Origin of the sequence: Pediococcus pentosaceus ATCC 25745 (assembly GCF_000014505.1) — a bacterium.
GTDB classification, from domain to species: domain Bacteria; phylum Bacillota; class Bacilli; order Lactobacillales; family Lactobacillaceae; genus Pediococcus; species Pediococcus pentosaceus.
In genome coordinates this window covers 1,730,048-1,749,803 of record NC_008525.1, presented here as the reverse complement: position 1 = coordinate 1,749,803, position 19,756 = coordinate 1,730,048, and the positions used below count along the sequence as shown (strand labels likewise).

Annotated in this window: 20 protein-coding genes; 18 read left to right on the top strand and 2 right to left on the bottom strand. The window is 38.5% G+C overall.

The window, feature by feature from the left end:
* The first annotated feature begins 99 nt into the window (after positions 1 to 99).
* The 9 genes from PEPE_RS08625 to PEPE_RS08585 all read left to right on the top strand — a co-directional run bounded on the left by PEPE_RS08625 (position 100) and on the right by PEPE_RS08585 (position 8,825).
* Positions 100 to 1,086, top strand: coding sequence for a lipoate--protein ligase (locus PEPE_RS08625; RefSeq protein WP_011673870.1), 987 nt, complete (start codon positions 100 to 102; stop codon positions 1,084 to 1,086).
* A gap of 11 nt (positions 1,087 to 1,097) precedes the next feature.
* Entirely contained in the window at positions 1,098 to 2,216 is a 1,119-nt protein-coding gene (locus PEPE_RS08620) for a thiamine pyrophosphate-dependent dehydrogenase E1 component subunit alpha (RefSeq protein WP_011673869.1), read from the top strand.
* Positions 2,217 to 2,218: 2 nt separating this feature from the next.
* On the top strand, positions 2,219 to 3,199 hold the full coding sequence (locus PEPE_RS08615) for an alpha-ketoacid dehydrogenase subunit beta (protein WP_002834184.1): 981 nt from the start codon (positions 2,219 to 2,221) through the stop codon (positions 3,197 to 3,199).
* On the top strand, positions 3,192 to 4,481 hold the full coding sequence (locus PEPE_RS08610) for a dihydrolipoamide acetyltransferase family protein (protein WP_011673868.1): 1,290 nt from the start codon (positions 3,192 to 3,194) through the stop codon (positions 4,479 to 4,481). The genes PEPE_RS08615 and PEPE_RS08610 overlap by 8 nt, the downstream gene beginning before the upstream one ends.
* Before the next feature lie 2 nt (positions 4,482 to 4,483).
* The gene (gene lpdA / locus PEPE_RS08605) at positions 4,484 to 5,890 is read left to right on the top strand and encodes a dihydrolipoyl dehydrogenase (RefSeq protein ID WP_011673867.1); all 1,407 of its coding nucleotides are present in this window, start codon (positions 4,484 to 4,486) and stop codon (positions 5,888 to 5,890) included.
* A gap of 143 nt (positions 5,891 to 6,033) precedes the next feature.
* Positions 6,034 to 6,237, top strand: a complete 204-nt coding sequence (locus tag PEPE_RS08600; RefSeq protein ID WP_011673866.1) for a DUF3923 family protein — start codon at positions 6,034 to 6,036, stop codon at positions 6,235 to 6,237.
* A 144-nt stretch (positions 6,238 to 6,381) separates the two neighbouring features.
* The gene (locus PEPE_RS08595) at positions 6,382 to 7,233 is read left to right on the top strand and encodes an SDR family oxidoreductase (protein ID WP_011673865.1); all 852 of its coding nucleotides are present in this window, start codon (positions 6,382 to 6,384) and stop codon (positions 7,231 to 7,233) included.
* Positions 7,234 to 7,242: 9 nt separating this feature from the next.
* Positions 7,243 to 7,671 (top strand): Rrf2 family transcriptional regulator, encoded by a 429-nt coding sequence (locus tag PEPE_RS08590; RefSeq protein WP_002834180.1) that lies wholly within the window; start codon positions 7,243 to 7,245, stop codon positions 7,669 to 7,671.
* A 116-nt stretch (positions 7,672 to 7,787) separates the two neighbouring features.
* Positions 7,788 to 8,825: a zinc-binding alcohol dehydrogenase family protein gene (locus PEPE_RS08585; protein WP_011673864.1), complete on the top strand. Its 1,038-nt coding sequence runs from the start codon at positions 7,788 to 7,790 to the stop codon at positions 8,823 to 8,825.
* Between the two features lie 72 nt (positions 8,826 to 8,897).
* On the opposite strand, the gene PEPE_RS08580 is transcribed toward PEPE_RS08585, so the two are convergent.
* The gene (locus tag PEPE_RS08580) at positions 8,898 to 9,374 is read right to left on the bottom strand and encodes a hypothetical protein (protein ID WP_011673863.1); all 477 of its coding nucleotides are present in this window, start codon (positions 9,372 to 9,374) and stop codon (positions 8,898 to 8,900) included.
* Positions 9,375 to 9,488: 114 nt separating this feature from the next.
* A complete protein-coding gene (locus PEPE_RS08575) occupies positions 9,489 to 9,995 on the bottom strand; it encodes a QueT transporter family protein (protein ID WP_011673862.1) in 507 nt (168 codons plus the stop codon).
* 256 nt (positions 9,996 to 10,251) lie between these two features.
* Between PEPE_RS08575 and PEPE_RS08570 the strand changes: the two genes are divergently transcribed.
* The 9 genes from PEPE_RS08570 (at position 10,252) to PEPE_RS08530 (ending at position 19,754) form a co-directional block, all read left to right on the top strand.
* Entirely contained in the window at positions 10,252 to 11,130 is an 879-nt protein-coding gene (locus tag PEPE_RS08570; RefSeq protein ID WP_011673861.1) for an aldose 1-epimerase family protein, read from the top strand.
* An 83-nt stretch (positions 11,131 to 11,213) separates the two neighbouring features.
* On the top strand, positions 11,214 to 12,722 hold the full coding sequence (locus PEPE_RS08565; protein WP_011673860.1) for a sialate O-acetylesterase: 1,509 nt from the start codon (positions 11,214 to 11,216) through the stop codon (positions 12,720 to 12,722).
* Between the two features lie 330 nt (positions 12,723 to 13,052).
* Entirely contained in the window at positions 13,053 to 13,448 is a 396-nt protein-coding gene (locus PEPE_RS08560; protein ID WP_011673859.1) for a PTS sugar transporter subunit IIA, read from the top strand.
* 5 nt (positions 13,449 to 13,453) lie between these two features.
* Complete coding sequence (locus PEPE_RS08555; RefSeq protein WP_011673858.1) at positions 13,454 to 15,478, top strand: hypothetical protein; 2,025 nt, start codon at positions 13,454 to 13,456, stop codon at positions 15,476 to 15,478.
* 27 nt (positions 15,479 to 15,505) lie between these two features.
* Entirely contained in the window at positions 15,506 to 16,000 is a 495-nt protein-coding gene (locus PEPE_RS08550) for a PTS system mannose/fructose/N-acetylgalactosamine-transporter subunit IIB (protein ID WP_002834170.1), read from the top strand.
* Between the two features lie 15 nt (positions 16,001 to 16,015).
* Positions 16,016 to 16,933: a PTS mannose/fructose/sorbose/N-acetylgalactosamine transporter subunit IIC gene (locus tag PEPE_RS08545; protein WP_002834169.1), complete on the top strand. Its 918-nt coding sequence runs from the start codon at positions 16,016 to 16,018 to the stop codon at positions 16,931 to 16,933.
* Positions 16,917 to 17,741 (top strand): PTS system mannose/fructose/sorbose family transporter subunit IID, encoded by an 825-nt coding sequence (locus PEPE_RS08540; RefSeq protein WP_011673857.1) that lies wholly within the window; start codon positions 16,917 to 16,919, stop codon positions 17,739 to 17,741. Before PEPE_RS08545 ends, PEPE_RS08540 begins: the two co-directional genes overlap by 17 nt.
* Positions 17,742 to 17,820: 79 nt before the next feature.
* Positions 17,821 to 18,555: a GntR family transcriptional regulator gene (locus PEPE_RS08535; RefSeq protein ID WP_011673856.1), complete on the top strand. Its 735-nt coding sequence runs from the start codon at positions 17,821 to 17,823 to the stop codon at positions 18,553 to 18,555.
* A 23-nt stretch (positions 18,556 to 18,578) separates the two neighbouring features.
* Positions 18,579 to 19,754 (top strand): SIS domain-containing protein, encoded by a 1,176-nt coding sequence (locus PEPE_RS08530; protein ID WP_011673855.1) that lies wholly within the window; start codon positions 18,579 to 18,581, stop codon positions 19,752 to 19,754.
* The last annotated feature ends 2 nt before the right edge of the window (positions 19,755 to 19,756 follow it).

Here is a 19,756-nt window from a genome sequence, read left to right as displayed (position 1 = left end):
ATTTTAAACCCAAAAAATAGCCCTAAAACGGTTCAAATGTGCTATCATAAAGATGTACTTAGAAAGCGCTTCCATTAGCGTGATAAGGGGGTTTAGATTGTGCGATACGTCACATACATGGGAACAGATGCGTACACTAATATTGCAACGGACACATGGCTACTAAATAATTTAAATGCCAAGGAACCAGTTTTTGCACTTTGGCAGAATAATAATGCTATTATTGTTGGTCAGAATCAGAATACTTTTGGGGAAGTTAACCAAGATTTTGTTGATGAACACCAAATTGAGGTTGTCCGGCGAGTGACGGGCGGTGGCGCAGTTTACCATGACTTAGGTAATCTGAACTTCACCTTATTTGTACCAATTGAATCAGCAGCAAATGTTGATTTTAAAAAGTTTTCTGAGCCCGTATTAAGAGCTTTACATACTTTAGGGATTGATGCCGAGGCTTCCGGTCGAAATGATCTGTTAGTAAATGGTAAAAAAATCTCTGGTGTAGCCCAGCGCTATGCCAAAGGATACTTAATGCATCATGGAACATTGCTATTTGATAGTAATGTAGATACCATGGTTCGTTCCTTAAATGTAGCGGATGAAAAATTCATTTCAAAAGCTGCTAAATCGGTCCGAAGTCGAGTGGGAATGATCAAAGATGCAGCTCCAAAAGGGTTAACCCTTCAAGATTTCTGGGATGCGGTTCAGTACGAATTAACCGATCACGGGAAAGACCAAGAGATTGTGTTAACTCCGCAACAAAAACAGGAGATTATCCAACTAACGGCTGATAAGTTTTCAACTTGGGACTGGAATTATGGTCGTTCACCAGAATTTAACTTTAAGAACCATGCTAAATATGACGGTGGAATTATCGATGTTCAAGTCCAAGCTGAGGGTGGAACCATACGTGATATCAATTTCACAGGCGATTTCCTTGGTTTACGCGATTGGCGCGAAATCAAAGACCAATTTATTGGGTTACCATTTGAAACTGTAGAGATTAAGCCCGTCTTTGAACGTAACCATGAAGGCCGGTACTTCGGAAACATTACGGATGATGAATTAATTAAATTATTTGAAGCTTAGGAGGTTTAGTTATGGCTGTAAAAGATGACAATAAACAAGTGTTAGATTTCAATCTTCAAATGGAAAAACAAACAGACAGTTTTCCAATGCTACAAGTTCTAAATAATGATGGTGAGATTGTAGACGAGGATGCTCTTAAAGAGGCTGGTTTGAGTGACGATCAGCTCGTTGAACTTATGAAACAGATGGTATTTAGTCGTGTGCTACATGAACGTTCCACTAAACTAGCAAAACAAGGACGCCTAGGTTTCTATGCTCCAACCATTGGGGAAGAAGCCTCTCAAATTGCTTCGAATTATGCGTTTGAAAAAGGAGATTGGCTTTTCCCAGGTTATCGTGATATTCCGCAATTAGTAATGAAAGGTTGGCCGATTTATAAGGCTTTCTTGTGGTCACGTGGCCATTATGAAGGAAATGAATTTGACGATGTTAATGGCTGGATGCCACAAATTATTATCGGTGCTCAATATGTTGAAGCTGCTGGTGCAGCCCTAGGTTTGAAGATGCGTAAACAACCTAATGTGGCTTATGCCTACACTGGTGATGGTGGTACTTCGCAAGGTGATTTTTACGAAGGAATGAACTTTGCTGGCGCATATAACGCACCCGCCGTATTCTTCTCACAAAATAATGAATACGCTATCTCAACACCACGTAAATTACAAACTAAGGCTCCTCATCTAGCAGCTAAAGGTTGGGCAGCTGGTCTTCCAAGTTTGGTTGTGGATGGAATGGATCCAATTGCAATGTACCTAGCATCTAAGAAGGCACGTCAATGGGCAGTTGATGGTAATGGACCTGTATTTATTGAAACAATTACTAATCGTTTGGGTGCACACTCGATGTCTGGTGATGATCCACTTCGTTACCGTACTCAAGAAGAAATTGATGAATGGACTAAGAAAGAACCACTTATCCGTTTCAGAAAATATCTTGAAGGATTGGGTTTCTGGTCTGAAGAAATTGAAAATGACTGGACCGAAGTGGTTAATGAACAAATTGATGACGGCGTAAAACAAGCAGATGGAATCGATAAACAAAAGATTTCAGACTTTATTGAACAAACTCTAGAAGTTCCAGGACAAGCTGCACAAGAACAAATTAACAAATTTAGAGGGGAGGGCAAGTAATCATGGCACAAAAAACATATATCCAAGCGATTACTGAAGCTCAAGATTTAGCTCTTGCTAACGATGAAAATGTAGTTATCTTTGGTGAAGACGTTGGTAAAAATGGTGGTGTATTTAGAGCTACGGATGGTCTTCAGGCGAAATATGGTGAAGATCGGGTTTTCAACACTCCACTAGCTGAAAGTGGAATTGGTGGAATGGCAATTGGGATGACAACCCAAAACTACCGTCCAATTATGGAAATCCAATTCTTCGGCTTTGTATATGAAGTTATGGATTCACTTGCAGGACAGATGGCACGTGGACGTTTCCGTTTCCATGGAACACGTACATTTCCAATTGTGGTTCGCTCTCCTTATGGCGGTGGAACTAAGACCCCTGAAATGCATGCGGACTCCTTGGAAGGTTTAGTAGCTCAAACACCTGGTCTACGAGTAGTTATGCCAGCTACTCCAGCAGATGCTAAAGGATTGTTACTATCAGCTGTTGAAAGTAATGATCCGGTAATCTTCCTTGAAAATCTTCGTTTATATCGTTCAATTCGTGGCGATGTTCCAGAAGGTTACTACACCACACCATTGGATAAGGCCAATGTGATTCGTGAAGGTAAGGACGTATCAATTATCACCTATGGTGGAATGGTACATACAAGCTTAGCGGCCGCAGAAGAACTTGCTAAAGACGGCATTGACGCTGAAGTTGTAGATTTGAGAACGGTTAGTCCACTTGATCTCGACACAATTGGAGAAAGCGTTGAAAAGACTGGTCGAGTTGTTGTAGCTCAAGAAGCACAACGGCAAGCTGGTATTGGTGCAATGGTAATGAGTGAAATTAGTGAACGCTTCATTATGAGTTTGAAAGCACCAATCGGACGGGTAGCTGCTCCAGATTCAGTATATCCATTTGCCCTTGCTGAAAATGAATGGTTACCAAAAGCAGACGATATCATCGAAAAAGTTAAGGAGGTCGTGAACTTTGACTGAAATTTTTAAGATGCCAGATATTGGCGAAGGAATGGCTGAAGGCGAAATTGCAAACTGGTTAGTAAAAGTCGGCGATACGATTAAAGAAGAAGATGCAGTAGCTGAAGTTCAAAATGATAAGCTATTACAAGAAATCCTTTCTCCTTATGGTGGAAAGATTACAAAACTTTTCGTAGAAGCGGGAACGGTAGTTAAGGTTGGCGAACCATTGATTGAATTCGACGGTGACGGAAGTGGCGCTGGTGCTGAAAGTGAAGTACCTAAAGAAACACCAGCATCTACAGAACCGGAACCAGAATCAAGCGCACCAGTTGACCAAACTGCACCTGAAGTAACCAAGGTAGGTGCAGAATATACTTCAAATGGACAATTGTTAGCAATGCCATCTGTACGAGAATATGCTAGAAAAAATGATATTGATTTAACTCAGGTGCCAGCAACTGGACGGCATGGACATATCACCATGGCTGATGTGGAGAACTTTAAAGCAAGTCCTGCCCCAGCTGCTTCAGTTCCAGAAACAGAATCAGAAAAGGCGCCAAGCGCCCCAGTTACTCCGGCTGCGCCAGCTGAAGTTAAAGCTGGACGGGTACCATTGTCACCAGTTCGTAAAGTAATTGCTAAGACTTTAACTAACCAAGTTCAAACGATTCCACATGTAACAATCATGGATGAAGTAGAAGTTTCTAAGTTAATGGATCTTCGTAACCAATTTAAGGAACAAGCTAAACAAAAAGGCTACAAACTAACATATATGCCATTTATTGCGAAAGCCCTTGCTGGGGCAGCCCATAAGTACCCTGAACTTAGTGCAATGGTTGATATTGAAAAACAAGAAATCGTTTATTACGAAGATACAAATGTCAGTTTCGCAGTTGATACTGATAATGGACTTTTCGTACCAAACGTTAAGAATGTTAAATCAAAATCAATTATGGAAGTTGCGCAAGAAATTGATGACATGGCCATCCGTGGTCGTGCCGGTGATTTGAAGCCTAATGAACTTAAGGGTGGCACAGTTACTATCACCAATATTGGTTCAGAAAGTGGAAGTGGATTCTTTACACCAATTATTAATCCAGGTGAAAGTGCAATTCTTGGAATTGGACGAATTCGTAAGACTCCAGTGGTTAACGAAGATGGTGAGTTAGCAGTTGGAAATACATTAAAACTATCACTTAGCTTTGATCATCGTTTAATTGACGGTGCTCTAGCACAAAAAATTATGAATGAGCTGAAGGCACTTTTGAGTAACCCTGCCTACATGCTAATGGAGGTGTAGTCATGGTAGTTGGTACACAAGCAATTAACGTTGACACTTTAATTATTGGATCTGGTCCTGGTGGATACGTTGCTGCTATTCGAGCAGCTGAATTAGGACAAAAAGTTGTGATTGTTGAACGTGATTATATCGGAGGAGTTTGTTTGAATGTTGGATGTATTCCATCTAAAGCTTTGATTCAAGCTGGACACCTCTACTCAACTTTACAACATGGTAATCCATTTGGAGTTTCGGTATCAGAATCTAAAATTGATTTCACTAAAACTCAAGAATGGAAACAAAATCAGGTTGTTAACAAACTAACTGGTGGAGTGGAACTCTTACTTAAGAAACACAAAGTTGCAATTGTGCGAGGAGAAGCTTACTTCAATGATAACGAAACGGTTAACGTAATCAACGGAGATGATTCCCATGTATATCGCTTTAAGAGAGCTTTGATTGCCACTGGTTCTCGTCCAGTTGAAATCCCACACTTTAAATTTAGTGGTCGAGTAATTGATTCCACTGGAGCCTTGAACTTAAAAGATGTTCCAGAACATCTCATCATTATTGGTGGTGGGGTGATTGGAGCGGAACTTGCTGGAGCTTACATGAACCTTGGTTCAAAGATTACCATCATTGAAGGTTTGGATCACATTTTAAATGGATTTGATGGTGAATTGATTCAGCCAGTTTTGAATAACTTTAAGAAAAATGGAGTCGAAATTGTTACTGAAGCTACAGCGGTTGAGGCAAACCAAACTGACAAAGATGTTACAGTAACCTATGAAGCTGATGGAACAACCAAGACGGTTAACGGAGACTACTGTTTAGTTTCAGTAGGCCGCCGTCCTAACACAGATCAGCTTGGTTTGAATAATACCAATATCAAGTTAAGTAAGCGTGGTTTAATTGAAGTTAATGATTCCATGCAAACATCAGTTAAACATATTTATGCTATCGGTGATGTGGTCGCTGGACCAGCTTTAGCGCATAAGGCTAGTTTTGAGGCTAAGGTGGCAGCAGCTGCTATGGGTGGCGAAGATGCTCATGATACACATTATGTTTTGCCAGCCGTTGCTTACACAAACATTGAATTAGCAACTGTAGGTGAAACTCCGCAATCTATTGCTGAAAAGAAGTTGGATGCTAAATCAAGCAAGTTCCCATTTGCTGCTAGTGGACGTGCCATGACTATGGATCAAACAGAAGGCTTTATCCGTCTAATTACGGATAATCCTACTGGCGGTATTATTGGAGCGCAAATTGTGGGTCCGGAAGCTTCTAATTTGATTTCTGAGCTAACTTTAGCGATTGAAAATGGATTAACAATTAAAGATATTGAATTAACCATTCATCCACATCCAACGTTGGGTGAAGAAATTATGGATGCAGCGGAATTAGCTGCAGGACTACCAATTCACGTTTAAAAAGAATTTGAAATATATTACAGTCATAAGATAAATAAACGGACCGATTCCCGATATGCCAGCTAAGGAATCGGTCTTTCTGTTATCTTAAAGGTGTATAATTAGTGCGTTGATTCTGCATAATGCTAAAGGGAGTGTTACTTTTGAAAAGTTGGCGAGTAAGTAGTTGGGGCTGTTTCTTGATTTTTGTGATTGGTACAGTATTTTTATGGTTCAGAAAGACGGATGGGGCAGGTGTTCAGAATAGTTTACTTAATCAATTAGTTTCCATCGGAATTTGGGCTTTTATATTTATCATCATTTTGATTATCCATTTGATTTGGTGGTTTTCACTAAGAAAAAAATGATTTGTAATAAAAATTAACTCACTTATTTTGAATATTAACTTCAAGATAATTGAGTTTTTTTGTTCAAACCTGTTGACTTTAAAATAACAGGTGGTATGATTAAGCTGTTAATAATAAAAAAACAGCTCAAGGAGAATTATGAATATGAAATATGCAATTACTGCTGCAACAGGAAACTTTGGACAAATCGCGATAAAAAAATTAATTGATTTAGTAGGAACCGACAACGTAATCGCCATTGTTAGAAATCTAGAAAAGGGTCAAAAGCTACTTCCTAAAGGTGTAGAAATTCGTCAAGGTGATTACGATGATATAACTACAATGGAAAAAGCTCTGAAAGGGATTGATCGAGTGCTCTTTATTTCTTCGCAACCAGGTGGTAAAGTAGCTCGAGGAACTCAGCACCAAAATGTTGTAACAGCAATTAAAAATGCGGGTGTTGATTTTGTAGCTTATACTAGTTTTCCAAATGCTCAAGCATCAACCAGTGCTTTAGCAAACGACCATCGATTAACTGAGAAACTAATTGAAGAACAAGGAATCAAACACTCATTTCTACGTAACAACTGGTACCTTCAAAATGAAATGGGCTTTTTACAAAGTGGTGCTAATAATCAAACAGCAACCTACTGGACAGATCAACAAGCTGGATGGGCTTTAGAACGTGAGTATGCTGAGGCTGCTGCAAAGGTAATTACGTTAGAAAATCCAGATGCTATCTATGAATTTGCTGGTAAAATTCGTTCGTATGCTGATTTGGGCGCAGCCCTTCAAACAGCAACTGGAAATAATTTTGAACTTAAGCAGGTTTCGAGGGATGCCTATCAAGCTCAACTTCAAACGGGAGGCCTAGATGCAGATACTGCGGCACTATTTACTTCTTTTCAGGCACCAATTGAAGATGGCTCTCTCAGTCATCAATCAGATAGTTTAGCAAAAGTTTTGGGTCGGGAATTAACTAGTTTACCAGAGGCTATTAACGAAATTTTAAATTAGGTGGTAACGATGAAGTATTCCTATAAGTTAAGCGATGCAATCCATATTTTGACGTACTTAATTATTTATAAGGACGGCGACTTATCAAGTAAGACCATTGCAGATAGTATTGAATCCAATGCTAGTACTGTAAGAAATTTGATGTCGGATTTACGAAGTGCGGGACTAATTACGACAAAAGTAGGGAGTGCTAGCCCAGCGTTAAATGCTCGTCCGAGTGAGATTAGTATTTTAGATGTTTATAAGGCGGTGAATATGGATCATAACCTCTTGCATATCGACCCTAAGACAAATCCACAGTGTGTTGTCGGTGGCAGTATTCAAGACGTGTTAGATGATGCATACGCTGAAATACAGCAAAGTGCCTTTCAAAAAATGGATGAAATAACGATTGCTGATATTACTGAAGGTATTTTGCAACGACAACAACAAGATTAGGCACCAAAATTTAGTTAACATGGCTATTTTCAATTACTTAGTAATAAGTTTTAACAATTTTCGAGGTACAATTATAGAAGAAATAGCGTTATTTTAAAGAAGGGAATGGTACCAAAATGAATAAAACAATGTGGTCAATTGGATTTCAAAAACATTTACCCATCAATGAAGAAGCAAGTTTGTTTCGTTTTGAAACGGCGGTTCCTCAGCCTGAAGGACGTGATCTACTGGTTAAAGTCGATGCAGTATCAGTAAATCCAATCGATGTGGCGGTGCGTAAAAATGGGACTGAAACTTTAGACGAACCTAAAGTGATTGGTTGGGATGCAGTTGGAACTGTGATAGCTAAAGGCGCATCAGCTGGATATTTTGAAATTGGTGACCGTGTGTTTTATGCTGGTTCATTCAAACGGGCCGGAAGCGATAGTGAATATCAGCTAGTAGATGAACGGGTGGTGGGACATGCCCCCGAAAAGCTTAGCAATGCTGAAGCAGCTGCGATGCCATTGACTTCATTAACGGCGTGGGAAGCATTATTTGAACAATTAGAAATTGATCGAGAGGATGTGCAAGGAAACGCCGATAAGTCGATTCTAATTATTAATGGGGCTGGTGGCGTAGGTTCCATTGCAACCCAATTAGCCCAAAAAGCCGGTTTACATGTGATCGCCTCGGCTTCTCGTCCAGAAACTATTGAATGGTGTCTAAAACATGGCGCCGACGAAACCGTTAATCATCGTAATAACTTGATTGATGAAGTTCGTAACTTAGGTCATCAATACGTAGATTATATTTTAGAGTTAAACAATATTGATGCTCATTGGGATGAAATGGTCGAGCTGATTAAACCGAATGGCAGGATGACTTCAATCACTCAAAACCATGAACCGGTAGATTTGAAAGCACTAAAACATAAACGGGTTACTTTTGCTTGGGAATGGATGTACACGAAGTCCTACTATGAAACACCAGACATGGAGACTCAGCATGTATATTTGGACGAAATTGCTCGTTTATTAGACGCTGGAGAACTGATTTCAACCCTGACTAAGCAATTATCCCCAATTAACGTGGAGAACCTAAAACAGGCGCATAAGCTGGTTGAGGGAAACCATATGATGGGTAAAGTGGTAGTTGAGAATTTAGAAGATTAACTCTAAAAATTTGTTTGAATAAATCAGGTACTATAAAAAGCTGAATCAAGAACTTTTCTTGATTCAGCTTTTTTAGTCGTCAAAATCTTCGTCATGGTCTTGAATTTCAAATTCATCTAAAAAACGCTGGAAACTAACTGTTTTGGAATACTTTTTATAGAGGTTATCGACACTGGTATTATCTTGTTTGGTTGTATAAAGCACCTTGTTGTTATCGATAGTAATATGGGCTTTTTGTTCAAAATAATCATTTTGCTCAGTTCCCGCATCGAAAGCAATTTTTTTATTATCAGTATCTTCTACAACATTTCTTGCGCTGGGTTCGATGTCATCGTTAAGCTTTTCAAGTTGGCCATTGGATTTCATCAAATGATAAGTAGCCAGAGCGATAGTAGTGGCGTTTGTACGTTGAACTTCATGGACGCGGGCAGGTGAAGAAGCTTTTTCAGTAGCTGGTGCTGTGGCTGATTTTTTGTCTGCACAACCAGCTAATCCAACCAGTGAAAAAGATGCTAAGGTAATCAAAAATACTTTAGATAATTGATGCATGCTGAGTCCCTCCGTTTCGACTAAAAGGCTTACTTTATACATAAATTATACTAAAGTATTTAATTTGAACCTATTTTAAAGGCTTGTAGTTATTTGGTTTGGTAGTAGATTTTACTATCTGCGAGCAGATAGGGATAGATTAACATTTTCTCCAAGTAGATAAATTACGACGGCGCCGATTAGCATCACGCCTAGTTCTCCAAGACTAACCGTTCCCCAAGTATAGAAAAATGGAACTTTCAAAACATAGGCGAGCTCAATAGCAACTAAAAAGCCCATTAGAACAGTAGTGATGGCAACACAGAGGCCCATCTTTACCTTCGTATCGCTAAATTTACGAATGACTAAGTAAACAATTGAAAGCGTAACGATAGTTGTGAGGGTCCCCCATGTAATATCGATAATTCCTAAAGATGATTGCATATTGGAAATTAAGACTCCCAACGAAATGCCCCAGATATAGCGTTTGTCATAAATCACTAAACAGTTTAACATTTCAGCTAAGCGAAACTGAATTGGTCCAAAGCTAATAGCAGAAAAGACAAATGTAATTGCCACATAAAGAGCGGCAATCATGGCAGATAAAACAATCTCACGGGTGTTTATTTTAGAACTAGACATATTAAATTCTCCTTTATAACGTAAACGTCACTAATTTTACTATGACCAAAGGAACCCAAAGAATGGGAGAAGTGTCATAGGTGGAACAAAATTTCTAACAGAATTCTATCATAACAGTTTCGAACTAATTGCAAAAGGTGTTGAAGTTCAGATGAAGGTTAAAATTGTCGAACAAAGCCAAAGAAAGCCTTTACATTTTAATGAAAATGAATCATGCTAAGACTGTACAAAAATAAGGAAGGGGAACTAAATTCATATGATAAAGTTAAAAAACGATCGTCTCGAAGTTGAAATTGATAATATGGGAGCCCAATTGACCCATGTTATTGGAAACGAAAGTGGTTATGACTACATTTGGAATGGTGATGCTTGGAAGAAACATGCACCCATTCTATTTCCAGCGATTGGTAAGTCAAATAACGATGAATATGTAGTGGATGGTAAGACATATCGAATGCCCCAACATGGATTTGCACGAGATTTTGATTGGCAGAAAGTTAATCAAGCAGAAAATCGAGTGATGTTAGAGTTAAAGTCAAATGCTAAAACAAAGGAAATGTTCCCATTTGATTTTACCCTTCAAGTTGAATACAAATTAGATCAGAACCAACTTTTGATTGGATACCGGGTGATTAATAATGACCAGCGGATGATGCCATATGCTTTAGGATCTCACCCAGCTTTTAATCTTCCAATTGATGATGATGGTGTTTTTGAAGATTATCGCCTAACATTTGGACCAAAACAAAAACAAATTAAAAGACTCGGAGTGGGCCCCATTCCTTTCCGCGATGGAACTGAAGCTCCATATCCATCAATCCAAGCTAGTGAATTAGCTTTAAATCACGAAATGTTTGATGATGGACTTATTATTTTGAATGCTAAGAAGCTTGAAAATGTGACCCTTCATTCCAACCAAACTGCTCATGAAGTTAAATTGAACATCAAACAATTCCCATATCTAACGCTATGGGCGATGGAACATGAAACTCAACCGTTCATTTGCATTGAACCATTTGCAGGGCTTCCAGATCAAGCTAGCGACCAGCCAACGGACTGGAATAATAAGAAAGGCAATAACCTTCTTGAGGCTGGTGAAAGTCATACGTTTGAATACGGGATTGAATTTAAGTAAGACTAAAAAGATAGGTAATATAAAATGTCAGATCCAATCTGTTAGTTAGGAGGGTCTGGCCTTTTTATTCAGAGAGGTTAAGCATGGAAAGTTTCGAATTACATGTTGATCAAATTTTTTCGGATAATATGGTTTTGCCGGCGGGAAAATCATTTCAGATTAGCGGTGCGGGAAGAGCGGGTTCAACCGTAAAAGTAAAAATTGCTTCAGATATAAAGCGTGCAATTGTAAAACGCGATGGTCGGTGGACATGTCGCTTTGATCCAGTGATTGATACTAGAAGTTCATTTGAAGTTCAAATTGCAGATGATCGGGAACAAATCTTACTAAAAAAGGTGCGTTTTGGTCGAGTGATTTTAATGGCTGGACAATCCAATGTAGGCTTTCGGATGGTACAAGACCAGGATTTTGAGACTGAGGTAAATCATTTCACATTGAACAATATCGCCTATTATAACGTTCCGCAGCCTGCATTTTATTTCCAAAATGGACAAGTGGAAGTCTATCAATCAAAAACTACCCACTGGCATCAGTTAAAGACTACTAATCTCGGACACATTTCGGCAATGGCTTTTTACGCAGTTAAACGGATGACCGAAGAAGATCCTCAGCTACCGATCGGGGTTGTTTGTTGTACTAGGGACGGGGCATTAGCTGCAACTTGGTTGTCGAAATTGACGCTTACTAGCCAACCACAGTTGATGGATGAAATCGTTCGTCCATTTGAGAAACAACTGCAAAATAAGCCCAACCGAGAGTTTGAAGAAGAGGTAAAATTATATCGTCAAAAAGTTCAGCGTCATAATCGACGAATGTATAAATTTATGAAAGATAATCCTAGTGTCCCATTGGGAATGGCTCTTAATATTGTTGGACAAACGCCTTGGCCACCACCGGTAACGCCAGATAGTTATTTAAAACCAGGTACCTTATTTAAAGCAATGGTATTAAAGATTAAAAATTATTCATTCGATCAAGTGGTTTGGTATCAAGGTGAGACAGATATTGAAACGCGTCATTTGTATGATGTGTTATTGAGGGAGATTATCAATGATTGGCGCAGAGTTTTCCAAGACTATTCGTTGCCATTCTATATTATTCAGTTACCAAAGTATGCTAACGTACTTCGGAATGCTTGGGCAGAAATTAGGCAACAAATGCTGAAAGTGAGTCAAACTTTAGCGGCAGTTCACCTAGTTTCTATAACGGATACAGGGGAATTATATAATCCTCATCCGGTTACGAAAAGAATTGCTGGCACACGGCTAGGGAAAATTCTGGCAGGGACAACGTATTCAAGTACGCCGGTTTTTAATCGAATTATTAAAGATAAGAATCAAGTCCACCTTAAATTTAAAGGCGTCCAACACATACATGCTACCCAAAATTGCCATATTGAAGGATTAGTTAATGGTGTTTGGCAATCGATTCCAGCAAAGATTAAGGATGATCAAGTCGTTGTTGAGTTTCCTAACGGGACTACGCAAGCTCGATATGGATATAGTAATGCGCCAATCTTAACGTTATACAACGAACAAAATGATCCGATTGCTCCTTTTTTAATTAATTTAGATGAAGATAATTTAATATAATCGAAACTTTGGTTTGTAAAAAATCAAAGTTTTTTTATTACTAATTTATTGAACAAACCGATTTGAAAATGTCTATGAAGAATTTTTAATAAATAGTGATGATACTGGTGAAAATTGTAAATTTATACCATCTATACCAAAATATAAACGCGAAAAATTTAGTATAAAAATCCCATGAAAAAGGCATTTTTAGCGCCTATAACTTGGTTGACAAACTGGTACCAACCAGTTATGATATGAATTGAGCTGGTAGTAATATCAGCTGTTTATTTACAGGTGTTTGTAAGCGTATACAACATAATTACAAACCCTGGGATGGAGGAATGTTACATGAGATTATTGTTAATGAGTCACGGAAATATGGCGGTTGAAACTTTAGCTAGTGCGGAAATGATTCTTGGGCATATTGATAACATGAAGGCTATTGGGCTTCAACCTAATCAAGGTCCAGAAGATTTACAGGCCGAAGCAGAGCAGTTTATCAATGACAACCCCAATAACGAAAAGACAATGGTGGCGGTTGATTTACTAGGTGGAACCCCCTCCAATGTTGTGGTTCGTTTGATGGCTGAACATCCAGAACTTGAAGTAGTTAGTGGTTTGAATCTTCCCATGGTGATTGGTTTTGCCAATCAAGTAATGATGGGAATGGAAGTAAGTAAACAATCTGTAATTGATGAAGCACAAAATGGAATTATTGACGTAAATGCAAAACTAAACGGGTAAAAAATATGGCAGAAACCTATCAATATTCATTAAGATTCGCAATTGATCCTTTTAACTGGAATGAAGAACGAGCGAAGAAGTTAATTAAATTTTGTCAGGAAGCTCGAATTGACAATGTAGTCTTTTTTATTAACCCAGAAGAGTTAAACCAAGGGCATCTTACCATCGATCAAGTTAGAACGCATTGGTTGCCTACGGTAGCAAAGGTTTCTAAACAGCTAGCAGAGATGGACATAACAACAAGTTTAAATCCATGGACAACGCTGATGCATAGCGATCGTGGACAAAAAGTTAGTCCAGAACTGGGTTTTGGAACGATGGTTGATTATCGAGGTCAACACGCTGAATCCATTGCTTGTCCTGCAGATCCTAGGTGGGTTGAATATATTGCTGATATCTACGGTGAATATGCCAAACTCCAACCTAAGGAATTATGGCTGGAAGATGATTTTAGACATTACAATCACACACCAATCAAACTTGCATGTTTTTGTGAGCGGCATATGAAGATTTATTCGGAAAAATTAGGACGTAAGGTAACCCGTACTGAATTTGTCAAAAAGCTCTTACAACCAGGGAAACCCACGCTTGAACGCAAAATATATCTCAGTGTTGCGCGAGTAGAAATGAAAAAAGTTGCCCGTTTAATCCAAAAGACGGTCGCTAGAATTTCTCCCACCACAAGGTTGGGTTTGATGAGTTCTTTTCCCGAATGGCATGCAGTTGAAGGACGCGATTGGGACGGTCTATTTGATAGTTTATCTGGTACGCATTTACGAGTTAGTCGACCACATTTACCAGCATATAACGAAGTTTCTCCTTTACAGTATTCACGAGATTTTGAACGTTACTCCAGAGTGACTACGGAATTAGTTGGCAAAAATTCAGACGTATATCCTGAGCTGGAAAGTTATATGTATTCGCCATTTGTTAAATCAAGAATGTTTACTAAATTACAATTGGAAAGTACACAAATGCTGGGCGCTACGGGAATTTTGCTGAATTTATTCGATATGATGGGGAATGGAATCGATGAAACGTATGACTATGCTGAATTATTGGCAGAATCCAAAGACTTAATGAATTTGGGAACTCAACATCGATTGAATGTGGAACAACTCGATGGAGTAAAAGTTTTAGTATCTCAGGATGCCTCGTTTAACCTCCAGACTACTAGAGGCGAAAACCCAGAGGAACTCTTACCTAAAGAGTACAGTTGGTTATCACTTTTGGGTAGTTTAGGAGTGGCATGTAAACCGGAAAAATGGACGGATACAAGCAATTTTGAAAACGAAGTGTTAGCGGTTAGTGGTCAATTTTTTAACAATCTAAATGATGAACAAATCACAGCATTGCTTAAAAAGAATGTCATGTTTTTAGATGGTGAAAGTGTTCAAATTCTGTTTGAAAGACCAATGTTGAGAACATTAATTGACGCAGAAAAATTGGAAATTAAGCGGGCTCGAACCAATTATCAATCTTACGAACAAATTGATGGAATGGTCATTGATCAAATTGAGAATCCGCGGGTCACCATGCTTCAACATACGGGGGATTATTACAAAATCGCTTATGAGAATGCAAATAAAGTTGAAATTTTATCAAGTGCATATAGTGCGAAGGCTGAAAAATTAGGACCAGTGATGACCATTATCAATGGGCGGACGGTAATTTTACCAATGAATACCGACCCTAAATATGGTTGGGAATCGCAATATTATTCAATTAAAGCTAAGCTTTTAAAACTTATTTTAAATAAAACTACGGATATAGATTACGTAGTTGATATGGCTGGAACTAAGATTACGGCGTCTTCAAATCAAATTGTACTTTCAAATTTCACGATTGATGATCAAAAACAAATTCAAATTCATTTATCTAAAACTAAGCAACAACAAGATTGGAAACTTTACTTCCATGAAGGAGCAAAACTTCAAGAGTTAGCGGTTAAACCGGAATGGATTGAGCATGATGTATTAACCATCCCATATCAACTAAAAGGCTTAGAAACAGTAATTTTATTAGCATAGTTTTGAGAAAACAAAGGAGTGAGTAGTATGACAATTTCAGCGGTACGAATTGATGGACGGCTAATCCATGGACAAGTAGCCAATTTGTGGACAACGAAGCTCGGTGTAACAAGAATTATGGTGATTGATGACAAAGTGGCTGCAAGCGATATTGAAAAATCGGGTTTGAAATTAGCTCGACCAGCTGGTATTGATTTGAGTGTGCTCTCTGAAAAGGTAGCTGCTGATCATATTAAGCGTGGCGGCTATGATTCGCAAAAAGTATTTATTGTGGTTAAACGACCACAAGTATTATTGGACTTGGTTAACGACGGAGTGAAGTTAGAAACGATTAATGTCGGAAATATGTCACAGACGGATGAGACGACTCAAATCACTAATTCTATTAATGTAGTGCAAGACGATGTAGATGCATTTAAGGCACTACATGAAAAAGGAATTAAAATCACTCAGCAAATGGTTCCTGGTGATCAAGCCAATGACTTTATGGCAATTTTGAAAAAATTTGATACTAAAAAATAAGAAGGAGGCGTTCTTATGGGTTCAGGTATTGCAATATGGCAAGTAATTATTTTAACAATTTATTCAATGTACCAGATTATGGATGAGTTAACGCTCCAAACTAGTTTAAGTCAACCAATCTGGGCCGGGATTATTGCCGGTTTAGTAATGGGTGATCTTAAAACGGGTTTGATCATTGGTGGTAGTTTGCAATTAACCGTGCTTGGGGTAGGAACTTTTGGAGGAGCTTCTAAAATTGATGCAAACTCAGGTACAGTTATGGCTACGGCTTTTGCGATTGGGACAGGTATGAAACCCGAAGTTGCGGTTGCAGCTTTAGGGGTTCCGGTTGCTAGTTTGATGATTCAGACTGATATTGTTGCACGTTTCGCTAATACTTTCTTCCAACACAGAATTGATAAATTAATTGACGAAGAAAATTACAGTGGTATTGAAAGAAATTACCTTTATGGATATCTTCCATGGACATTATCACGTGGTATTCCTGTATTTCTAGCACTTGCGTTTGGTGGTCCATTTGTACGTACAGCCGTAGATTATATGAATACCAACTTAGCTTGGTTGAGTAACGGTCTTGCAACTGCGGGCGCACTTCTTCCTGCCGTTGGTTTTGCTATCTTGCTTCGTTATCTACCAGTTAAAAAGCATTGGCCATACTTAATTTTAGGTTTTGTTATCACAGCAATGCTTTCAACAATTTATGGCAATGTAACCCTACTTGGCACAACTATTGCCGGAATGAATGCAAAGTTCACGACCGTTTTCGCAAACCTTCCAATGTTAGGAATTGCTTTGATTGGTTTTGCGCTAGCTGCAATGCAGTACAATCGTTCCGTTAAAGAAAGCAATTTAGTAGCTGCACAACCTAAACAAAATGCTGGTGCAACAGATTTAGATGAACAGGATGGTGAGATTCATGGCGACGAACTCTAATAAGACTAATTATAAATTAACTGATAAAGACTTTAAGCAAATGAATATCCGTAGCCTCTTATTCAACCAAGTTGGATGGAATTACGAACGTATGCAAGGATCCGGTTATCTTTACTTGATTCTTCCCCAGCTCCGTAAAATGTATGGTGACCATACTCCCGAGCTGAAAAAAATGATGAAAATGCAAAATCAATTCTTTAATACAAGTAACTTCTTTAATACTATTATTTCAGGAATTGATATGGCGATTGAAGAAAAAGAAGGTGTTAATTCACTTGAAACCGTTGCGGGAATTAAGGCAGGTTTAATGGGACCTTTTGCCGCAATTGGTGATTCGATTTTTGCCGCTTTGGTGCCTGCTATTATGGGAGCAATTGCTGCTAATATGGCGGTTCAAGGTAACGTTGTAGGTGCTATTTTATGGATGTTAGTTAACTTCGTTATTATGTGGTTCCGCTGGATTCAACTGAAATTTGCCTACAAACAAGGGGTAAGTTTAGTTAATGAAATGCAAGGACAGCTAAATGCTTTGACGGATGCAGCAACGTTACTTGGAGTTTATGTCGTAGGTGCTTTAGCAGCTACTATGGTTAATACTCATGTGATTTTCGTAGCACATTTAGGGAAGATGACCGTTAACTTACAAGATAAGATTGATATGATCATGCCAAAATTGGTCCCTGCTTTAATTGTTGGAGCAATCTATTGGATGCTTGGTCGAAAGAGAATGACTTCAACAAAAGCTATCTTTATCGTGATTATCGTGGCAGTTGTGCTATCAGCACTTGGCATAATCGGTAAAGCTTAACATTAATTGCCACTCAAAACCTAAATTTGGTATATCATATAAATTATGAATCAGATTTAGAAAGTGTGGTAATCAAACCATGGGATTTAACTATAATGAAAAGCAACCTGTATATGGACAGCTTGTTGATGAATTAAGAAAACAAATTAAAAATAACTATAAACCAAATGACAAATTATTATCCGAACGTGAAATTATGAGAAAGTATGAAGTGAGCCGTAATACGGTTCGCGAAGCCTTAAGTGAACTAGAAAACATTGGGTATATTTACCGCCAGCATGGTAAGGGGACTTTTGTAGCAAGTTGGATGGATGATACGACTAAAATTGGTGATGAATATAGTTTTACGGAACAAATGAAATCGCTTGGTCGCAAACCGGAAACAAAGATCATAGAAATGTCAGAGCGTAAAGCCGATGAATATTTTAGTGGCAAGCTAAGAATTAATGTTGGAGATCCCATTGTTAAACTCAAACGGCTCCGTTTGGCGGATGGAATGCCAATGATGATTGATCGAACTTACCTTCCTGCTGAAAAATTTGAAAATCTGTCAATTTATGAGTTAGAAACGAAACAACGTTCGCTCTATAATGTTTTTCTAGAAGACTATGGTGAAAAAGTTCGTCTAGCAGATGAGATGCTTTCAGTAGGGATTATTAGTGATAAAGATGCCGATTTATTAAAGATTGCACCTAATTCACCAGGATTCATGCTCCGTCGAACAACATACAATCATAAAAATGAAATCATTGAATATACCATTAGTAGCGCTCGTGGTGACCAATTTGTTTATAACATTAAGTATAAGCATTGATGGATGAGAGGAGAATTCCCACTATGTACAAAATGACTGATAATGAATTAACCCAAATGGGTGCTGTTATAACAACTCGTGAAATACAACAAGAACCAGAACTATGGTTAGAAACTTTTAAAATCTACCAAGAAAAGAAGCAAGCAATTGATGCTTTCTTAGGGAAGATTGAAAGCGAATTCAATGAACCGGTACGAGTTGTTTTTACCGGTGCTGGTTCTTCAGCTTATGTTGGAGATACAGCGATGCCATACTTAACTGAAAATGGTGATCGAAACCATTTCCGTTTTGAAGCAATCGATACAACTAAAATTGTTTCTACCCCTAAACAATATCTTGAAAAAGATACACCAACGATTTTAGTTTCGTTTGCAAGAAGTGGTAACAGCCCCGAAAGTGTAGCAACGGTAGATATAGCTGAAAAGTACGTTAAACATCTATATCAAATAACCATTACATGTGCTCCAGAAGGTAAACTTGCGCTCCATGCCCAAGAAGATGATAAAAACTTAGTTCTAATGCAACCAGCACGTTCCAATGATAAAGGTTTTGCAATGACTGGTAGTTTTAGCTGCATGTTACTTACAACGTTATTAGTTTTCGATGCTCAACATTCTGATGAACAGAAAGAAACTTATGTTAACGCCATCAGTAAAATGGGTCATGAAGTGATTGACCGGGTTGATGATATTCAGAAATTGGTTGATACCGATTTTGAACGGATCGTTTATCTGGGATCTGGTGCATTGGGTGGACTAACTCGTGAAGCACAATTGAAGGTTTTGGAACTAACAGCTGGACAAAAAGTGACCGTTTTTGATACTTCGATGGGCTTCCGACACGGTCCTAAGTCATTTGTTAATAGTAAGACACTCCTTTTTGATTTCGTTAGCAACAATGCTTACACTCGTCAGTATGATGTGGATATTCTCGAAGAAGTGGCAGGAGACGAGATTGCACCAGTCGTTATGGGCATCGGTGTTCAATCAGCCCACAACTTTACAGGTAGCAACTTTAATTTTGCTAATGGAGATGATTCTATCCCAGATGGTTATATGGCCTTCCCTGATGTAATGTTTGCTCAAACGATCTCCTTACTATCATCAATCAAGGTTAAGAATACACCGGACACTCCTTCAGCAACGGGGACAGTTAACCGAGTAGTAAAAGGTGTAACAATTCACGATTTTGAAGGATAGGA

Bases quoted from the DNA above. Each gene is read 5' to 3' on its own strand.
- PEPE_RS08620 (WP_011673869.1), top strand. From the start codon at position 1,098: ATGGCTGTAAAAGATGACAATAAACAAGTGTTAGATTTCAATCTTCAA.
- PEPE_RS08615 (WP_002834184.1), top strand. From the start codon at position 2,219: ATGGCACAAAAAACATATATCCAAGCGATTACTGAAGCTCAAGATTTA.
- lpdA (WP_011673867.1), top strand. From the start codon at position 4,484: ATGGTAGTTGGTACACAAGCAATTAACGTTGACACTTTAATTATTGGA.
- PEPE_RS08595 (WP_011673865.1), top strand. From the start codon at position 6,382: ATGAAATATGCAATTACTGCTGCAACAGGAAACTTTGGACAAATCGCG.
- PEPE_RS08590 (WP_002834180.1), top strand. From the start codon at position 7,243: ATGAAGTATTCCTATAAGTTAAGCGATGCAATCCATATTTTGACGTAC.
- PEPE_RS08585 (WP_011673864.1), top strand. From the start codon at position 7,788: ATGAATAAAACAATGTGGTCAATTGGATTTCAAAAACATTTACCCATC.
- PEPE_RS08580 (WP_011673863.1), bottom strand. From the start codon at position 9,374: ATGCATCAATTATCTAAAGTATTTTTGATTACCTTAGCATCTTTTTCA.
- PEPE_RS08575 (WP_011673862.1), bottom strand. From the start codon at position 9,995: ATGTCTAGTTCTAAAATAAACACCCGTGAGATTGTTTTATCTGCCATG.
- PEPE_RS08570 (WP_011673861.1), top strand. From the start codon at position 10,252: ATGATAAAGTTAAAAAACGATCGTCTCGAAGTTGAAATTGATAATATG.
- PEPE_RS08565 (WP_011673860.1), top strand. From the start codon at position 11,214: ATGGAAAGTTTCGAATTACATGTTGATCAAATTTTTTCGGATAATATG.
- PEPE_RS08560 (WP_011673859.1), top strand. From the start codon at position 13,053: ATGAGATTATTGTTAATGAGTCACGGAAATATGGCGGTTGAAACTTTA.
- PEPE_RS08555 (WP_011673858.1), top strand. From the start codon at position 13,454: ATGGCAGAAACCTATCAATATTCATTAAGATTCGCAATTGATCCTTTT.
- PEPE_RS08550 (WP_002834170.1), top strand. From the start codon at position 15,506: ATGACAATTTCAGCGGTACGAATTGATGGACGGCTAATCCATGGACAA.
- PEPE_RS08545 (WP_002834169.1), top strand. From the start codon at position 16,016: ATGGGTTCAGGTATTGCAATATGGCAAGTAATTATTTTAACAATTTAT.
- PEPE_RS08540 (WP_011673857.1), top strand. From the start codon at position 16,917: ATGGCGACGAACTCTAATAAGACTAATTATAAATTAACTGATAAAGAC.
- PEPE_RS08535 (WP_011673856.1), top strand. From the start codon at position 17,821: ATGGGATTTAACTATAATGAAAAGCAACCTGTATATGGACAGCTTGTT.
- PEPE_RS08530 (WP_011673855.1), top strand. From the start codon at position 18,579: ATGTACAAAATGACTGATAATGAATTAACCCAAATGGGTGCTGTTATA.